Annotated in this window: 13 protein-coding genes and 1 pseudogene; 8 read left to right on the forward strand and 6 right to left on the reverse strand. The window is 70.3% G+C overall.

Annotated features, from left to right (window positions below; all coding sequences use genetic code 11):
* Positions 1-12 precede the first annotated feature (12 nt).
* A complete protein-coding gene (locus tag AC07DO_RS28020) occupies positions 13-498 on the forward strand; it encodes a winged helix-turn-helix transcriptional regulator (protein WP_479063482.1) in 486 nt (161 codons plus the stop codon).
* Here AC07DO_RS28020 and AC07DO_RS28025 read toward each other — a convergent pair.
* Positions 417-1478 (reverse strand): hypothetical protein, encoded by a 1062-nt coding sequence (locus AC07DO_RS28025; RefSeq protein ID WP_479063483.1) that lies wholly within the window; start codon positions 1476-1478, stop codon positions 417-419. The genes AC07DO_RS28020 and AC07DO_RS28025 overlap by 82 nt on opposite strands.
* 229 nt (positions 1479-1707) lie before the next feature.
* Between AC07DO_RS28025 and AC07DO_RS28030 the strand changes: the two genes are divergently transcribed.
* The 5 genes from AC07DO_RS28030 to AC07DO_RS28050 all read left to right on the forward strand — a co-directional run bounded on the left by AC07DO_RS28030 (position 1708) and on the right by AC07DO_RS28050 (position 6112).
* The gene (locus AC07DO_RS28030) at positions 1708-2160 is read left to right on the forward strand and encodes a VOC family protein (protein ID WP_479063484.1); all 453 of its coding nucleotides are present in this window, start codon (positions 1708-1710) and stop codon (positions 2158-2160) included.
* Between the two features lie 51 nt (positions 2161-2211).
* A complete protein-coding gene (locus AC07DO_RS28035; RefSeq protein WP_479063485.1) occupies positions 2212-2364 on the forward strand; it encodes a hypothetical protein in 153 nt (50 codons plus the stop codon).
* 93 nt (positions 2365-2457) lie between these two features.
* Complete coding sequence (locus AC07DO_RS28040) at positions 2458-4089, forward strand: hypothetical protein (protein ID WP_479063486.1); 1632 nt, start codon at positions 2458-2460, stop codon at positions 4087-4089.
* Positions 4090-4441: 352 nt separating this feature from the next.
* On the forward strand, positions 4442-5386 hold the full coding sequence (locus AC07DO_RS28045) for a M28 family metallopeptidase (protein ID WP_479063487.1): 945 nt from the start codon (positions 4442-4444) through the stop codon (positions 5384-5386).
* Between the two features lie 129 nt (positions 5387-5515).
* A complete protein-coding gene (locus tag AC07DO_RS28050) occupies positions 5516-6112 on the forward strand; it encodes a flavodoxin family protein (protein WP_479063488.1) in 597 nt (198 codons plus the stop codon).
* A gap of 57 nt (positions 6113-6169) precedes the next feature.
* Here AC07DO_RS28050 and AC07DO_RS28055 read toward each other — a convergent pair whose 3' ends face one another.
* From AC07DO_RS28055 to AC07DO_RS28070, 4 genes are all read right to left on the reverse strand, one after another.
* Positions 6170-7153, reverse strand: coding sequence for an ABC transporter permease (locus tag AC07DO_RS28055; protein ID WP_479063489.1), 984 nt, complete (start codon positions 7151-7153; stop codon positions 6170-6172).
* Positions 7140-8108, reverse strand: coding sequence for an ABC transporter ATP-binding protein (locus tag AC07DO_RS28060; protein ID WP_479063653.1), 969 nt, complete (start codon positions 8106-8108; stop codon positions 7140-7142). Before AC07DO_RS28060 ends, AC07DO_RS28055 begins: the two co-directional genes overlap by 14 nt.
* Before the next feature lie 234 nt (positions 8109-8342).
* On the reverse strand, positions 8343-9605 hold the full coding sequence (locus tag AC07DO_RS28065) for a LolA family protein (RefSeq protein WP_479063490.1): 1263 nt from the start codon (positions 9603-9605) through the stop codon (positions 8343-8345).
* 265 nt (positions 9606-9870) lie between these two features.
* On the reverse strand, positions 9871-10881 hold the full coding sequence (locus AC07DO_RS28070) for a polyprenyl synthetase family protein (protein ID WP_366715616.1): 1011 nt from the start codon (positions 10879-10881) through the stop codon (positions 9871-9873).
* 312 nt (positions 10882-11193) lie between these two features.
* Between AC07DO_RS28070 and AC07DO_RS28075 the strand changes: the two are divergent.
* Positions 11194-12708, forward strand: a pseudogene (locus tag AC07DO_RS28075) (peptide MFS transporter).
* Between the two features lie 64 nt (positions 12709-12772).
* A complete protein-coding gene (locus tag AC07DO_RS28080) occupies positions 12773-14764 on the forward strand; it encodes a CocE/NonD family hydrolase (protein WP_479063491.1) in 1992 nt (663 codons plus the stop codon).
* Positions 14765-14779: 15 nt separating this feature from the next.
* Here AC07DO_RS28080 and AC07DO_RS28085 read toward each other — a convergent pair whose 3' ends face one another.
* Complete coding sequence (locus tag AC07DO_RS28085; protein ID WP_479063492.1) at positions 14780-15589, reverse strand: HAD family hydrolase; 810 nt, start codon at positions 15587-15589, stop codon at positions 14780-14782.
* Positions 15590-15907 lie beyond the last annotated feature (318 nt).

A 15907-nucleotide genomic window follows, 5' to 3' on the forward strand; every position in this document is an offset into this window, starting at 1 on the left:
GCATCGGGAGCCGTGGAAGAAGGCACTTCAAAGTCACCGAGTAACCTCCCGGGCACCGTGGACTACGGCGAAGCCGATCCCTTCCAGTGGGACACCCGCGAGGACTGCCAGGTGCGGCAGATCCTCGACCGGGTGGCCGACAAGTGGTCGTTGCTGGTCATCGCGCTCCTGGACCGCCGCCGCCTGCGTTTCACCGAACTACGGCGCGAGATCGACGGCATCAGCCAGCGGATGCTGACCGTCACGCTCCGGCAGCTGGAGCGCGACGGCCTCGTGAAGCGCACGGTGCATCCCGTCGTGCCGCCGCGGGTCGAGTACGAACTCACTCCGCTCGGCGGCACCTTGCACCACACGATCCAAGCCCTGGTCTCCTGGACGGAGGAGCACCAGAACGAGATCGCCGCCGCCCGTGCCGACTACGACGCGCGGGCCACCGAAGAGACGGGGACCGGGGCCGGCGCTGGTGCCGGGGCTGGTGCCGGGGCCGGGAGGCGCTGAGCGGCAAGGAACGCGGATATCACCCAGAGCAGGGTCAGGTCGACGCCCAGCTCCACCACCGCGGCGAACTGGTCCATCGTGAACTTGAATATCTGGCCGATGAACATGTCCGCGAGCAACGCCGCCTGGAAGAACCGGAAGGCCGTCGCCCGGTCACCGCGCAGACGTATCAGCCCGATGATCCCCAGGACGGCCGAGACCACTTCGGTGAGCGCGACCGCGAGATGGGCGCCGGGCTGCGGTTCCTGTGCCAGCTGTCCGCCGAAGAGGTCCACGGACATCCAGACGGAGAACAGCAGCGCTTCGGTCAGCAGGCAGAGCACGGCCAGAGCGAGCACGACCCGGGTCCGCGCCAACCACCGCAGCGCACGCCCCACGCCTGACGCCCACCTCCGCCACCACGTGGGAGCCGCGGTCGGGCGCTCGGGAACGGCGGCGATCAGCCGCGCGAGCGCCGCGTCCAGCTCTCGGTCCGAGCCCTCGACGAGTCGAAGCGCCGCGCGGCGCCGCTCGGCGGTGAGCCCGTCGGCGACACCGGCCAGCGCGAGGTCGGCGGCGTGCACGGAGCGCTGTCGCGCGTCGAGGCCGGTGGTCCGCGCGGCGCGGCGGCGCATGAGGTGGGTGAGGAGGAGCAGCAGCGCGAAGCTCAAGTAGATGATCCCGGCGGCCGGTTCGTAGAAGTAGCCCGGCTCGTCCGTGATCTGTTTGCCGACCTCATCGATGAAGAGTCCGAAGCCGATGCCGCCGACGAAGGCGCCGGCGACCCGGGCGCCTCTGCCGAGGAAGCCGAGCGTGAGCAGGATCGCCGCCATCATCAGCAGTCCGCCCCACAGTATGTGGGCGATGTGCAGCGGACTTCCACCGCCCCCGCCCAGCTTGGGATAGCCCGCTTGGGCAAGGAAGGCGCGGGTGACGAGGACCGTGGCGATGCCGGTCAGGGCGAAGACGTTGACGTAGGTGGCCGCGTCTGCGGCGCGCACGAGTGGTCGCACAAGTGGTCGACTCTGCCTCATCGCCCTGCCCCCCCCACTTGTGACTTCAGAGTTCCGCTCTTGCGATCTCAGAGTTCCGCGCAATTCCAGAGTGACGCCTGCGCCGCCGCCGCACGATCCGGGATCACCCGGAGTCGGCCCTCAATCGCCCCTTAGGTGAAGTCAGTTCACCGCCACTACGTGCACAGGGCCGCCGTAACCGCTAAAACTGGTTACCATGACCACCCTGCACTGGAAGCTCGTCATCGATGCCGCCGATCCGCATGCCCAAGCCGCCTTCTGGGCCGAGACGTTGGGCTACGAGGTCGAGGACAACAGCGCGCTGATCGAGCGCCTGCTCGGCCTCGGCGCCGCCCCCGAGGCCGCGACCCTCGAGTTCCGCGGCCGCCGCGCCTGGCGGGACTTGATCGCCGTCCGGCACCCCGACGACCCGTACGACGAGGGGAGCGGCACCGGTCTCGGCCGCCGGATCCTGTTCCAACGCGTGCCCGAGACCAAGACCGGCAAGAACCGGCTCCACATCGACGTGCACAGTGAGCCGGGGGCCCGTGACGATCAGGTGGCCCGCCTCGAGGCGCTCGGCGCCGCCGTGGAACGGCACGTCAAGGAGCCGGGAGGCGAGTGGGTGCTCATGACGGACCCCGAGGGGAACGAGTTCTGCGTTCACTGAGTTCGGTGAGGCGCAAGGGTTTCGAGGGTCCGGTGAGTCCCGAGGACCCCGGTGAGTCCCGAGGACCCGATGAGCCCCGAGCCGGTGAGTCCCGCGGGCCCGATGAGCCCCGAGCCGGTGAGTCCCGCGGGCCCGATGAGCCCCGAGCCGGTGAGTCCCGCGGGCCCGGTGAGTCCGCTGCCGCCCGCGGCGGCCGCCGCATAAGGTGTCGCCCCCGGCACGCCTCCCCTGCCCAGCGCCTCTCCCCTGCCCGGCACCCCTCCCCCACCCGGCACGTCGGACCAGGAAGGCCGTCGCATGGCACCGGAGTCGCGTGCCCATCACCTCCTCCTGGGCGTCTGCGGTGTCTTCGCCGTGCTGTCTCTCGTCCTCGTGCCGCTCACCCTGCCTCTCGGCTGGGACGAGACCGTCTACGCGAGCCGCTTCTCGCCGCACGCCCACGCCACGCCGTTCAGCGCGCCCCGCACGCGGGGCGTGCCCTTCCTCATGGCGCCGGTGGCCTCCTGGAGCGCCTCCGTCGCGCTGCTCAGAGTGTGGCTGACGCTGCTCGCGTCCACCGCTCTCTACCTGGGGTTCCGCCCCTGGCTGCGGTTGCTCGGCCGACCCTCGGCGGCCGCGGTCGCCGCCGCTCTGTACGGCGGACTGTGGTTCGTGCTCTTCTACGCGAGCGCGGCGATGCCCAACCACTACACCGCCATGGGCGCCGTCGGGGCGGTCGGGCTCTTCTTGCGGTCGCGGCAGTCCGCCGTGACCTGCGCCGGAGTCGTGGGCGGCCTCGCCCTGGCGACCCTGATGCGGCCCAATGACGGTGTCGCCCTCGGCGTACCACTCCTTGCCGCCGCCCTGCTGGTGCCGGCCTGGCGGGGGTGGAGTCGCCTCCTCGCCGTGCTCGGCGGGCTCGCGGCGGGCGCGCTGCCATGGATCGTCGAAGCGTACGTCCGGTTCGGCGGAGTCCGCGCACGGCTGACGGAGGCCAGTGAAGTGCAGGGGGAACTGCGTCCTCTGCTCTCCGTCATTCATCACCTCACCGTGATGGACGGGCCGCTCCTGTGTCGCCCCTGCGACGGCGACACCATTCGCCCGCTCTCGGCGGAGTGGTGGCTCGTACTGCCCTTACTGGTGGCGGTGGGGCTCTGGAGGGCTCAGGGCGGGAGTCGACTTACGCATGGCGGAGGGCCAGGAGTTACGCGTGGCGGAGGGCCAGGAACGCGGGGTGCGGGGCCAGGAACGCGGGGTGCGGGGCCAGGAACGCGGGGTGCGGGGCCAGGAGCGTGGAGTACAGGTCGAGGTACGCGCCGCGCGAGTCGCGATGCGCTCCGGGAGCGCCAGGGCGGTCCTCCGCAGCCAGCAGGCATCAGGATCCTCCGTGGGTGCCTGCTGGCCGCGGTCGCCGCTCTGTCCGTCGCCCTCCCCTACCTCGCCCTCGTCCCCTACGCCGCCCCACGCTTCCTCGCCCCCACCCACGCCCTTCTCGCCCCGATCGCGGCCCTCGGCGTGCTCGCGCTCGTCGACGTCGCCCGCGCGTCCCGTCGGCCACGTATCGGCTTCGCGGCCCTGGGGCTGGCCCTCACCGGACATCTCGCCGTCCAACTCCCCCTGGTCCACAGCAACGCCGGGATTCAGGCGGGCGCCCGCGGCGACTGGGCCAGGGTCGCCGAAGTCCTGCACGAGCACGGCGTCGGAGCGGGATCCCGGACGGGCCGAGCACCCCGGAGCGGAACGCCCCCTCCCTGCGTTCTGCGCGGCAACACCTCGGTCATCCCCGTCGCCTACGTAGCCGGCTGTTCCCCGGGCCGCACCGGCGATCCGCGCCGCCCCACCGCCCTGGTCCTGCGCGCAGCGGAACCTCCGCCCTGGGCCCGCTCCTGGCCCCGCCACCACGTACCCGGCACCTACGCACCCGGGTGGGTCGTCCACGTACGTCCGTGAGCGCCGAGACGACACGGGCCGCACGAACCACACGAACCTGAGTCGCACAGCTCACGACCTCACGACCTCACGACCTCACGACCCCACGGCCACCCAGCCACCCAGCCACCCAGCCACCCGAGGCTCCGCCCTACGTACCCGAGCCTCCCCCCGCCCACAAGCGCACGCTATCCGGACCCCCGCGCCCGTTTTGCGGTCTTGACGTCACCTCAGTCCCACCAGCACCATCAGGCAACTCCGAACTCGTGCGCGACACGCCCCCCCCAACCCCCACCCCCCCACCCCCCCACCCCCCAACTCATCCACCGCGAGTACGAGTTCGCACCACAACCACGGAAACCGGAGCCCCCACATGAAACTCTCCGTTCCCGGACGTACCGCCGCGGCCGCAGCCATAGCCGTCGCCGGACTCCTGACGACCACCGCGATATCCAACGCGGCGCCCGCCCCGAAGGCAGCCGCCGCCCCCGACATCTCCGTCGACAACGTCAAGGCCCACCTCGCCGACCTCCAGTCCGTCGCGGACGCCAACGGAGGCAACCGGGCGCACGGCAGCGCCGGGTACAAGGCCTCCATCGACCAGCTGAAGAAGAAGCTCGACACCGCCGGTTTCACCACCTCCGTCCAGGAGTTCACGGCAGGCGGCAAGACCGGCTACAACCTGATCGCCGACTGGCCCGGCGGTGACGACGGGCAGGTCGTGATGGCGGGCGCCCACCTCGACAGCGTCTCCGACGGACCCGGCATCAACGACAACGGATCCGGCTCGGCCGCCATCCTGGAGACCGCGCTCACCGTGGCCCGGGAGAAGTACCAGCCCACCAAGCACCTGCGCTTCGCATGGTGGGGCGCCGAGGAGATCGGCATGGTCGGCTCCTCGCACTACGTCGACAGCCTGGCCGGCGGCGACCGCTCAAAGATCAGCGCCTACCTCAACTTCGACATGCTCAGCTCCCCGAACGCGGGCTACTTCGTCTACGACGACGACCCCACGATCGAGAAGACCTTCAAGGACTACTACGCGGGCAAGAACGTCGCCACGGAGCCGGACGACGAGGGCGACGGACGCTCCGACCACGCACCGTTCCAGCAGGCCGGCGTGCCCGTCGGCGGGCTGTTCAGCGGAGCCGAGACCACCAAGTCGGCGGAGCAGGCGGAGAAGTGGGGCGGGACGGCGGGAGAGGCGTTCGACAAGTGCTACCACTCGTCCTGCGACGGCGTGTCGAACATCGACGGGGCCGCACTCGACCGCAACAGCGACGCGGTCGCGTACGCGGTGTGGGGGCTGTCTTCGTAGGCGCCACGCGACACCTATGACGCCCCTAGTAGGAGGCCATCCTTAAACGCCCCCCCTGGACGACGTTGCTTGCGCGTGCATATAGTGCACGCGCAAGCAATTGTGCGGCACTGCACCCAGGGGGATCCCATGACCCGCAAGTTCCTCTTCGTCCTCGGCAGCGCACGCCCCGAGGGCAACTCCGAGCTCCTGGCCCGCAAAGCGGCCGAGCAGCTCCCCTCCGACGTCGAGCAGCGCTGGCTGAACCTCGCGGATCTGCCCCTGCCCGACTTCGAGGACCTGCGGCACGACGACAGCCGCCCCCGGGCGCGTCCCCGCCCCATCGGCGACAACGAAGCGGAGCTCCTGGACGCCACCCTGGAGGCCACGGACATCGTCATCGTGTCGCCCCTGTACTGGTACTCGCTCTCGGCCACCGTCAAGCGCTACCTCGACTACTGGGACGCCTGGCTGGAGACTCCGGAGGTGGCCTTCCAGGACACTCTCAAGGGCCGCTCCCTGTGGGGTGTCACGGTGCTCGCCCACCGCGAGGAGGAGGTCGCCGAGCCGCTGATCGGCACGCTCCGCAACACGGCCGCCTTCTTCCCCATGCACTTCGGCGGGGTCCTACTGGGCAACGGCACCCGGCCCGGCCACGTCCTGGAGGACACCGAGGCCCTGGCGCGCGCCAAGACCTTCTTCGCCCAGGAGCCGCCGCTGGCCCGCTACCCCTACGACAACAAGTAGGGCAGCGGAACCCCAGCCCATCACAGCCCAGCCCACCACACCCCGTGCCACCACGCCCTACGCCAGCACGTCCTTCGCCCCGAACCGCGCCCACGCGGCCGAGCCGAACACGGCCGCGTACAGCCCCTGCATCTGCAGGTTCTTGATGATGTCGTCCCAGTAGACGGGCTCGCGCATCAGGTCGGCGAAGGACAGCCAGTAGTGCGAGAAGAAGTACGGGTGGAGGGCGTGCAGCTGCGGAATCTGGTCCAGGATCTGGACCGTGATCAGCAGGCCGACGGTCGTCGCCATGGCCGCGATGCCGCTGCTCGTGAGCGTCGACACGAACAGGCCGAGCGCCGCCACCCCGACCAGTGACACGGCGACGACGAGCGCGATCATCAGAGCCCTCAACAGCCCCTCGCCGAAGCCCATACGGGTGCCGGAGATCGTGGTGACCTCGCCGAGCGGGAAGAGCAGCGCGCCGGTCGCGAGCGCGGATGCGGCCACGACCAAGGTTGCGACCAGGCAGAACGTCAGCGTCGTCGCGTACTTCACGAGGAGCAGCCGGGTACGTCCTGCGGGCGCGACCAGCAGGTAGCGCAGGGTGCCCGCGCCGGCCTCGCCCGCGACCGCGTCCCCCGCGACGACACCGATGGCCATCGGCAGGAAGAACGGCAGGGTCGCGGCGAGCGCCGTGAAGACCAGGAACAGGCCGTTGTTGGTGATCTGCGCGATGAAGGCGGGCCCGCCTTCATCGCCGCCCCCGCCGATCGTGGAGCCGTCACTGGTCTCGATCTTGACGGCGATCCCGACGAGGATCGGTACGGCGGCGAGCACGCCGAGCAGCGCGAGGGTGCGCCAGCGGCGGAAGGTGATCCCGAGCTCGCTGTGGAAGAGGCCGAGCGTCCAGATCCACCGTGTCTCACGCGCGAGGCCTGCGGATGCCACCCCGAAGACACGCTCACCTTCCGCGAACCCAGCGGTCCCTGCCGTCCCCGCCGTCCCCGCCGCCTCAACCGCCTCGACCGTCTCCGCAGCCTCAGCCTCAGCCCGCGACATCGAACCCCTCCCCCGTCAGTGCCACGAACGCATCTTCCAGAGAGGCCCGTTCGAGTCCGAAGCCGCGGACGCGGACGCCCGCCCCGACCAGCGCCGCGGTCAACTCGGCCAACTCCACTTCCCGGCCGGACTCGTCCTGGCCCGGTGGTTCTCCCGTCACGCGGTCCTCCGTCACGACGAGGTCCGTCACGCCGTGCTCCTTCAGGACGCGTGCGGCGTCTCCCGTGTCCGGTGTCGTCACGACGAGCCTGCCGCGCGCACCCGCCGCGAGCTCGGCGACAGAACCCTGGGTGATGAGACGGCCCTGCGTCATCACGGCCGCGTGCGTGCAGACCTGCTCGATCTCGTCGAGGAGGTGCGAGGAGAGGAAGACGGTCGTGCCCTCCGCCGCCAGCTCCCGCACCAAGGTGCGGATCTCCCGCATGCCCTGCGGGTCGAGGCCGTTCGTCGGCTCGTCAAGGACGAGGAGCCTGCGCGGCTGGAGCAGCGCGGCCGCGAGTCCGAGCCGCTGCTTCATACCGAGGGAGTACGCCTTCGCCTTCTTGCCGGCGGCCGCGGTGAGCCCGACCCGGTCCAACGCCGCCTCGGCCCGTGCGCGGCGCGTCCGCGGGTCGGCGGTCGGGTCCGCGGAGTCGTACCGCAGGAGGTTGTCACGGCCCGACAGGAAGCCGTACAGGGCGGGTCCTTCGATCAGCGCGCCCACGTGCGGGAGCACGCTGCGCGTGGAGCGCGGCATGGGGCGGCCGAGGACCTGGGCGCGGCCGGAGGTCGGCTCGATGAGGCCCATCAGCATGCGGATGGTGGTCGTCTTGCCCGAGCCGTTCGGCCCGAGAAAACCGAAAACACTGCCTACGGGGACGTTGAGGTCGAGCCGGTCGACGGCGAGATGCTTCCCGTAGCGCTTGGTCAGCGCGTGTGTCTCGATGATGTGCCCCACCGAGCCCTCGTGTCCCACCGAGCCTGCGTGCCTCTCCGAGTCCTCGTGCCTCTCCGAGCCCGCTGCCTCCACCGAGCTGCCGTTGGTACCCGGCACGTTGCCCTCCCTCTTGCGACGAGACGGATGGAAGGTGCCCCGGCAGGCACCTTCCATCCGCCGTTCCCCTATGTCATACGCACCACTACGTAGTACGCGCCTACGCGCCGTCACCCCTCGCGTGCGATGCGTGGGACGCGTGCGGCCCGCACCGCATCAGTGCGCGTCGTTCGCCGCCTTCACCAGGGCGTCCTTCGTAACCGCGCCTACGTAGACAGTGCCGTCGTCGGTGACGAGGGCGTTGATCAGGCGGGTCGAGAAGACCGTGCCGGAGCCGAACTTGCCGTCGACCTGGTCGCCCAGCGAGTCCAGCAGCTTCTGCGCGTCCGGCGGGACGTCACCCGAACCGACCGTCGGCAGGCCCTGGCCGCCCGGCAGCTTCAGCTCGGCGATGGTGCTCCAGCCCTCACCGATGATCTTCGGCTCGTTGAGGTCGCCCTTGCCGAACTTCTGGCCGTCCTTGCCGCCCTTGTCCTGGAAGTCGCGGCCCTCCTTGCCGTGCTCGTCGGCCTCGGTGACCTTCGTGCCCTTCGGAGGCGCGAAGTCGAAGGTCGACGCCGACGGCTTGTCGAAGTCGACCTTCGTGAAGCCGGCATCGACGACGGCCGCGCCTCCAGAGGCGGGGGTCAGGGTGAACTTGAGCGGTGTGCCGGTCTTCTCGTCCACCGCGACCGTGATCTGGCCGACCGTCGAGCCGGACTGCTTCGGCTTGATCACCAGGCGGTACGCGTCACGGCCGGCGACCTGCGCGGTGCCGTCGACCTTCACGGAGGTGGTGTCGTCGACGGCCTTCAGGGCCTGCTCGGCGAAGTCCGCCGGGGTGGAGGGAACATCCTTGGCCCCCGGGCCGGTCTCACGGCCCTTGTCGCGCTTCTCCGAAGAGGCGCCCTTCTCCGTGGCGTGGTAGGCCTCGTTCGACGCGCTGTCGTACGCCCACACCTCGTCGCCGTTGTGGATCACGCTGTACTCGGAGGCGTCCCCGAGGACGGACACCTTCTGCTTGTCGGGGCCGTCGGCCGCGACGCGCAGCGTGTGCGTGCCGGAGGCCAGCTCCATCAGCTTGCTCTTGGGGTCGGCCGCCGAGCCCTTGTCGTCGCCGTCCTCGCCCCGGTCCGCGCCGCCACCGCCCCCGAAACCGCCCGCCATGCCGCCGATCGACGGCAGCCCAAGGTCGGTGCTGATCTTGACGTTGCCGGACAGCTGCTGCGTGTCCGACGCGGCGATCTTCTCAATGAGTTCCTGCGCGGTGACCTTCGGCAGGTCCGGGTCGCCCGACGTGGCGAGCGCCGGGACGAGCCCGATGGTCGCCGCCGCCACCCCCGCCACCGCGATCGGGACCGCGTAGCGGGCCGCCTTGCGGCGGCCGGCACGCAGCTCCCCGGCCTCGCTGGTGTCCTTCTCCGGTTCGTACGGTGCCATTGTCTGCCTTACCTCCGTGGTCGGCGGCGGCCTTACCTGTACGTGCCTGCGTCCACCCTGTGCCGCCATTCTCACCCGAATTGGTCAGGAGTGGTTGTTCTCGCTGGACTCCATCCGACCAAATCGGCCACCGAGAAGCGTCAGACCCCGGGCGCAACTCCACGTACTGCCCTGGGATGACATGGAACGGCGGCGCCTCCCCCATCCCGTAGGGGGTCGGCACCGCCGCTCGACAGTTGTTCCGGGACGTTCCCGTCGGGGGCGCTCAGCCCGCCCGATGCACCACCAGGTCGCAGAGCTCCAGCAGGGACGCCTTGGCGTCGCCCTCCGGCAGCGGCCCCAGGGCGGCGCGTGCGCCCTCCGCGTAGGAGACCGTGTCCCGGCGGGCGTCGTCCAGTGCGGGGTGCGCACGCAGCCTGACGAGGGCCTCGGCGTGCCGTGCGTCGTCCGTGAGGTCCGAGTCGAGCAGCTCGCACAGGGCGATGTCCTCGGCGAGACCGAGCCGCGCGGCCCGCTCGCGCAGCCGCAGGACCGGCAGCGTGGGGATGCCCTCGCGCAGGTCGGTGCCGGGCGTCTTGCCGGACTCGTGCGAGTCGGACGCGATGTCGAGCACGTCGTCGGCGAGCTGGAAGGCGACGCCGAGCCGTTCTCCGTACTGGGTGAGGACATCGACGACGGTCTCGTCGGCACCCGACATCATCGCGCCGAACCGGCAGGCCACGGCGACCAGCGAGCCGGTCTTGCCCCTGAGCACGTCGAGGTAGTGGTCGACCGGGTCGCGGCCCTCGGCCGGTCCCGCGGTCTCCAGGATCTGGCCGGTGACCAGGCGTTCGAACGCCTCGGCCTGGATGCGGACGGCTTCGGGACCGAGGTCGGCCAGGATGTAGGAGGCGCGGGCGAAGAGGAAGTCGCCGGTCAGGACGGCGACGGAGTTGCCCCAGCGCTGGTTGGCGCTGGCGACGCCGCGGCGCACGTCCGCCTCGTCCATGACGTCGTCGTGGTAGAGCGTCGCGAGGTGCGTCAGCTCGACGACAACGGCGGAAGGCACCACACGCGGCGCGTAGGGGTCGCCGAACTGGGCCGCGAGCATCACGAGCAGCGGGCGGAAGCGCTTGCCCCCGGCACGGACGAGGTGCTGGGCGGCCTCGGTGATGAAGGGCACCTCGCTCTTGGTGGCCTCGAGCAGTCCCTCCTCGACAGCCGCCAATCCGACCTGGACATCGGCTTCGAGAGCCTGGTCCCGCACGCTCAGCCCAAAAGGCCCGACGACGGTCACGAGAGGTTCTCCTGTCTGCTGACGATCACACGGCCAACTCGGTCGATCATTGGTTCTCGTTCGATGACACGGGTTTGTCGATGTGTCGCTGCCATCACTCAAGTCAGCGTATCCGGTCGACTTTCGATCACGGTGAGCACCTGCCCGCCCGTCGCACGTCACAGCCCTGGTCGGCAGGGTTCGGAGCCCCGCGACCTGTCGGCGGACCAGCCCGCGCGGTGGCCGAAGGCCACCGGTATGTTCTTGATCAGCCCATACGACCGACAAGACCGTCCCGCACCACAACAACCGTAACGATCGGGAGAAAGCCTTTTGTCCCGTACTACGGCCGAGTACGAGCCGCCTGCCGAGCCGCCCGGTGAACCCGCGCCGGGCGACGACCACGCCTTCTTCGGGCAGCCGCGCGGCCTGCTCACCCTTTCGGGCCTTGAGGTCTGGGAGCGCTTCTCGTTCCTCGGCATGCAGGCCATCCTGGTCCTCTACTTCGCCGACTCCGTCGCGAACGACGGTATGGGGATGGATGCCGGCACGGCCGCGTCGGTCTCAGCGGCGTACGGCACTCTGGTCTACCTGGTCTCCGTGGCCGGCGGCTGACTCGCCGACCGCATTCTCGGCTCCTACCGGGCGGTGCTGTGGGGCGGCATCCTCATCGCCTGCGGGCACTACTCGATGGCCGTGCCGACGGCGACGATGACCTGGGTGGGCCTCGGCCTCATCAGCGCCGGCACCGGTCTGCTCAAGCCGAACGTCGCCTCCATGGTCGGCAAGCTCTACCGCACCGAGGACCAGCGGCGCGACGCCGGTTTCGCGCTGTACTACATGGCGATCAACGTGGGTGCCTTCGCGGGCCCGCTGATCACCGGCTGGCTCGGCGACCACAAGGGCTGGCACTGGGGCTTCTCGGCGGCCGCGATCGGCATGACCTTCGGCCTCGTCCAGTACGTCCTGGGGCGGCGCCACCTCGCCGGACGGAAGGCCTCCGCCGAGTTCGCGCTCCCCAGGGACGCGATGCGCCGGGCCGTCCTCATGATCGTCGCCGGCTGTGCCGTGGTCGCCGCGCTCGCGGGACTGCTCGCCGCCGTGGGCTGGCTGACCATGGACCGGTTCGTCGACCTGCTCACCCTCATCTCGGTGATCGCACCGGTCGTCTACTTCGCGCTGATGTTCCGCAGCCCGCGCGTCACGGACGACGAACGGCGCAGGCTGCGCCCCTACGTCGTCCTTTTCCTCGCCTCCGTGGTCTTCAACTTCATCCTCTTCCAGGCGTACTCGACGATGATGCTCCTCGCCGCGTCGAACGCGGAGACGTCGATCCTCGGCTACCACTTCCCCGCCAGCTGGTACGCGTCCGCGCTCGGCGCCTTCGAGGTGGCGCTCGCGCCCGTCGTCGCCGCCGTCTGGGCGCGGATGGGCCCGCGCCAGCCGCACGCGTCCAACAAGATCGCGTTCGGTGTGATCCTGGGCGGCCTGTCGTTCCTCCTGATGGTGCTGCCCACCTCGGGGCACGCCGACGACACGTACAAGATGGCAGCCTGGTGGATCGTCGGCTCGTACCTGCTGCTCGGACTCGGCGACATCCTCCTGGAGACGTCCGGGATGTCGGCGACGACGAAGCTCGCCCCCAAGGCCTTCGCCAGCCAGACCATGGCGCTGTGGTTCCTCTCCCTCGCGCTCGCCAACGGCATCCAGGCGCAGGTCGTGAAGGTCTACGGAGAGGTCTCCAACCCGGCGTACTTCGGCGTGAACGGCGCCGTCGCCGTGATCGCGGGCGTCGCCGTGATCGCCCTGGCGCCGTGGCTGCGCCGCACCATGCACCCCGTCCACTGAGGACACCGCGTCCACCGGGGACACCGCGTCCACCGAGGACAACCCGTCCACTGAGGTTCCACTCATGCAGATCCGCGACTCCTACCCGTACGAGACGACCCGCGAGGACTTCCGCGTACCCCTCGCCGACGGGACCACGCTCTACGCGCGCGTGTGGCGTCCCGTGACCGACGAACCCGTCCCCGTCCTCCTCGAATATCTCCCCTACCGCCTCAGCGACTGGACGGCGCCGCGGGACTGGCAGCGGCACCCCTGGTACGCGGGCCACGGCTACGCCTCCGTGCGGGTCGACGTCCGCGGGCACGGCAACAGCGAGGGTCTGCCCACCGACGAGTACTCGGCGCAGGAGCTGGCCGACGGCGTCGAGGTGGTGAACTGGCTGGCCGCCCAGGAGTGGTCGACCGGCAAGGTCGGCATGTTCGGCATCTCCTGGGGCGGCTTCAACTCCCTCCAGCTCGCGGCGCTCGCCCCCGAGCCGCTCAAGGCGATCGTCACGGTCTGTTCGGCGGACGACCGCTACGACAACGACGTGCACTACATGGGCGGGTCCGTCCTCGCGGTGGACATGCACGCCTGGGCGGCGACCATGCTGGCCTTCGTCTCCCGCCCGCCGGACCCCTACTTCGTGGGCGACGCGTGGCGCGAGATGTGGCTGACGCGCCTGGCGGCCGTGGAGCCCTTCATCCACACCTGGCTGGACCACCAGACCCGGGACGACTACTGGCGGCACGGCAGCGTCTGCGAGGACTACTCCGCGATCGGCGCCGCGGTCCTCGCGGTGGGCGGCTGGCACGACCCGTACCGCGACACGGTCCTGCGCCTCGTCGAGCACCTCCCCGACGACCGGGTGCGCGGCCTCATCGGCCCCTGGTCGCACCAGTACCCGGACCGCGGGCTGCCGCCCGGACCCTCGATCGGTTTCCTCCAGGAGACCCTGCGCTGGTGGGACCACCACCTCAAAGGCATCGACTCCGGAGTGATGGCCGAGCCGAAGCTCCGCTCCTGGATCAGCGATTCCCACCCGCCGGCGACCGTCTACCGGGAGCTGTCCGGCGGCTGGGTGGGCGACCCTTCCTGGCCGTCCCCGAACGTCACCCCCGTCCCGTACGCCCTCCAGGGCACCCCCGTAGTCGTCGATTCCCCTCAGCACACAGGTCTGGACGCGGGCCGCTACTTCCCCTTCGGCAACGACGCGGACCTGCCGCCGGACCAGCGGGACGAGGACGCGAAGTCGGCGTGTTTCGAATTCGAGGTCCCCGCGCGGGTACGCATCCTGGGACGCCCCAAGGTGACCCTGCGGCTGCGGATGGACGTGCCGTACGGCCAGGCCGTCGCCCGGCTCTGCGACATCGCACCGGACGGCTCGTCCACCCTCGTCACCCGGGGCGTCCTGAACCTCTCCGCACGGAACGGCAGGGACCGCGCGGACGCCTGGCCGCTCGGCGCCACCGAGGACGTCACCTTCGAGCTCAACGGCATCGGCCATACCTTCCCGCCGGGCCACCGCATCCGGCTCGCGGTGTCCTCCGCCTACTGGCCCTGGATCTGGCCGCAGGCGGACTCGGTGGGCTTCACCCTGGAGCCGGTCGGCAGCACCCTGGAACTGCCGGTCCGCGAGGGCGACTTGGATCCGTCGATCACCTTCGGGCCCGCTGAACAGTCGGAGCCGCTGGGCGTGGTGTACCCGGCGACCCTGGACGAGCAGCGGCCCGAGCGGCTGGTCGTACGCGATGTCGCCAAGGGCGAGTGGCGGCTCGAGGTCGACCCCCGGTACGGCGGCACGCGCGTGTACCCCGACGGGCTCGAGTTCACCGAGGACGCCCTGGAGACGTACACGATCCAGGAGGGCGACCCGCTGAGCGCCCGCACCCGCTCGGACTGGACGATCCGCCTGCACCGGCCCGACCTCGGCTGGGACACGCGCGTGGAGACACGCTCGGAAATCACCTGCGACGCGGCGGACTTCATCACGTCGAACGAGGTGGTGTGCAAGGACGGCGACGAGGTCGTCTTCCACCGCACGTGGGAGAAGCGGATCCGGCGGACGGCGGGGTAGGTCCTGTCCGGCGGATCAGGCCCGCAGGAGGCGTTCGAGGACGACGGCGATGCCGTCGTCCTCGTTCGAGAGGGTCAACTCGTCAGCCACCGCCTTTAGTTCCCCGTGCGCGTTGGCCATGGCCACTCCGTGCGCGGCCCACAGGAACATGGGGATGTCGTTGGGCATGTCCCCGAAGGCGATCGTGTCGGCGGCCGTCAGGCCGAGCCGCTCGGCGGCCAGCGCGAGCCCGGTCGCCTTGGTCACCCCGCACGGCTGGAGCTCCACCGTGCCGGGCCCGGACATGGTCACCGACGCGAGCGAGCCCGCCGCGCCCCGCGCGACCGCCGCCAACTCGTCGTCGGCCAGCGTCGGATGGCGCAGCAGCACCTTGCTGATGGGCTCCTCCCACAGCACGTCCCGCCCGGGCACCCGCACCGCGGGCAGTGTGGGGTGCGGCATCTCGTACCCCGGCTCGATGAGCGTGAGGCCCTCCACGCCGTCCTGGTCCACGGCCGCGTGGACCTGCCCGACCTCCGCCTCGATCTTCCCGAGCGCCACCTCGGCGAGCTCGCGGTCGAGGGTCACCGACCACTCCATCCGGTGCGCGCCGGCGTCGTACAGCTGGGCTCCTTGACCGCACACGGCCAGGCCGTCGTACCCGAGTTCGTCGAAGAGGGGCCGCACCCGTGGGGCCGGGCGGCCCGTCACCACGAGGTGCCGGGCGCCCGCCCCGCCGACGGCGGCCAGCGCCCGCCTCGACCGGTCCGAGACCGTGTCGTCGCCGCGCAGCAGCGTCCCGTCCAGGTCAGTGGCGATGAGTGCATATGCGAGGGAGGCGGCCATGATCCAGAGAATACGGATCCTGGGCCCGGCCGGAAGCTGCTTGGCAAGGTGCGCATACGGGCGGGTGAGACCGGATCGTACCGAGGTCCCACCGGTTCACCGAAAAGTGGAGGATTACATTCCGGTATGCCTCGTTCCGACTATGCCGACCTCACCAAATGGGGCCCCACCCACTCCGTATCCCTTGGAAAGCGCCAAGCAGGAAACAGGGGGCTCAGCGGGCTTTATCCGCACATTGGCGACTCTTTAGACACTGCCGCAACCGGGGTATCCACACGTAACGTGTGGCACATCCCTATGGAAAGCGAGGCAGGTACG

Source organism: Streptomyces sp. NPDC045678, assembly GCF_056432085.1.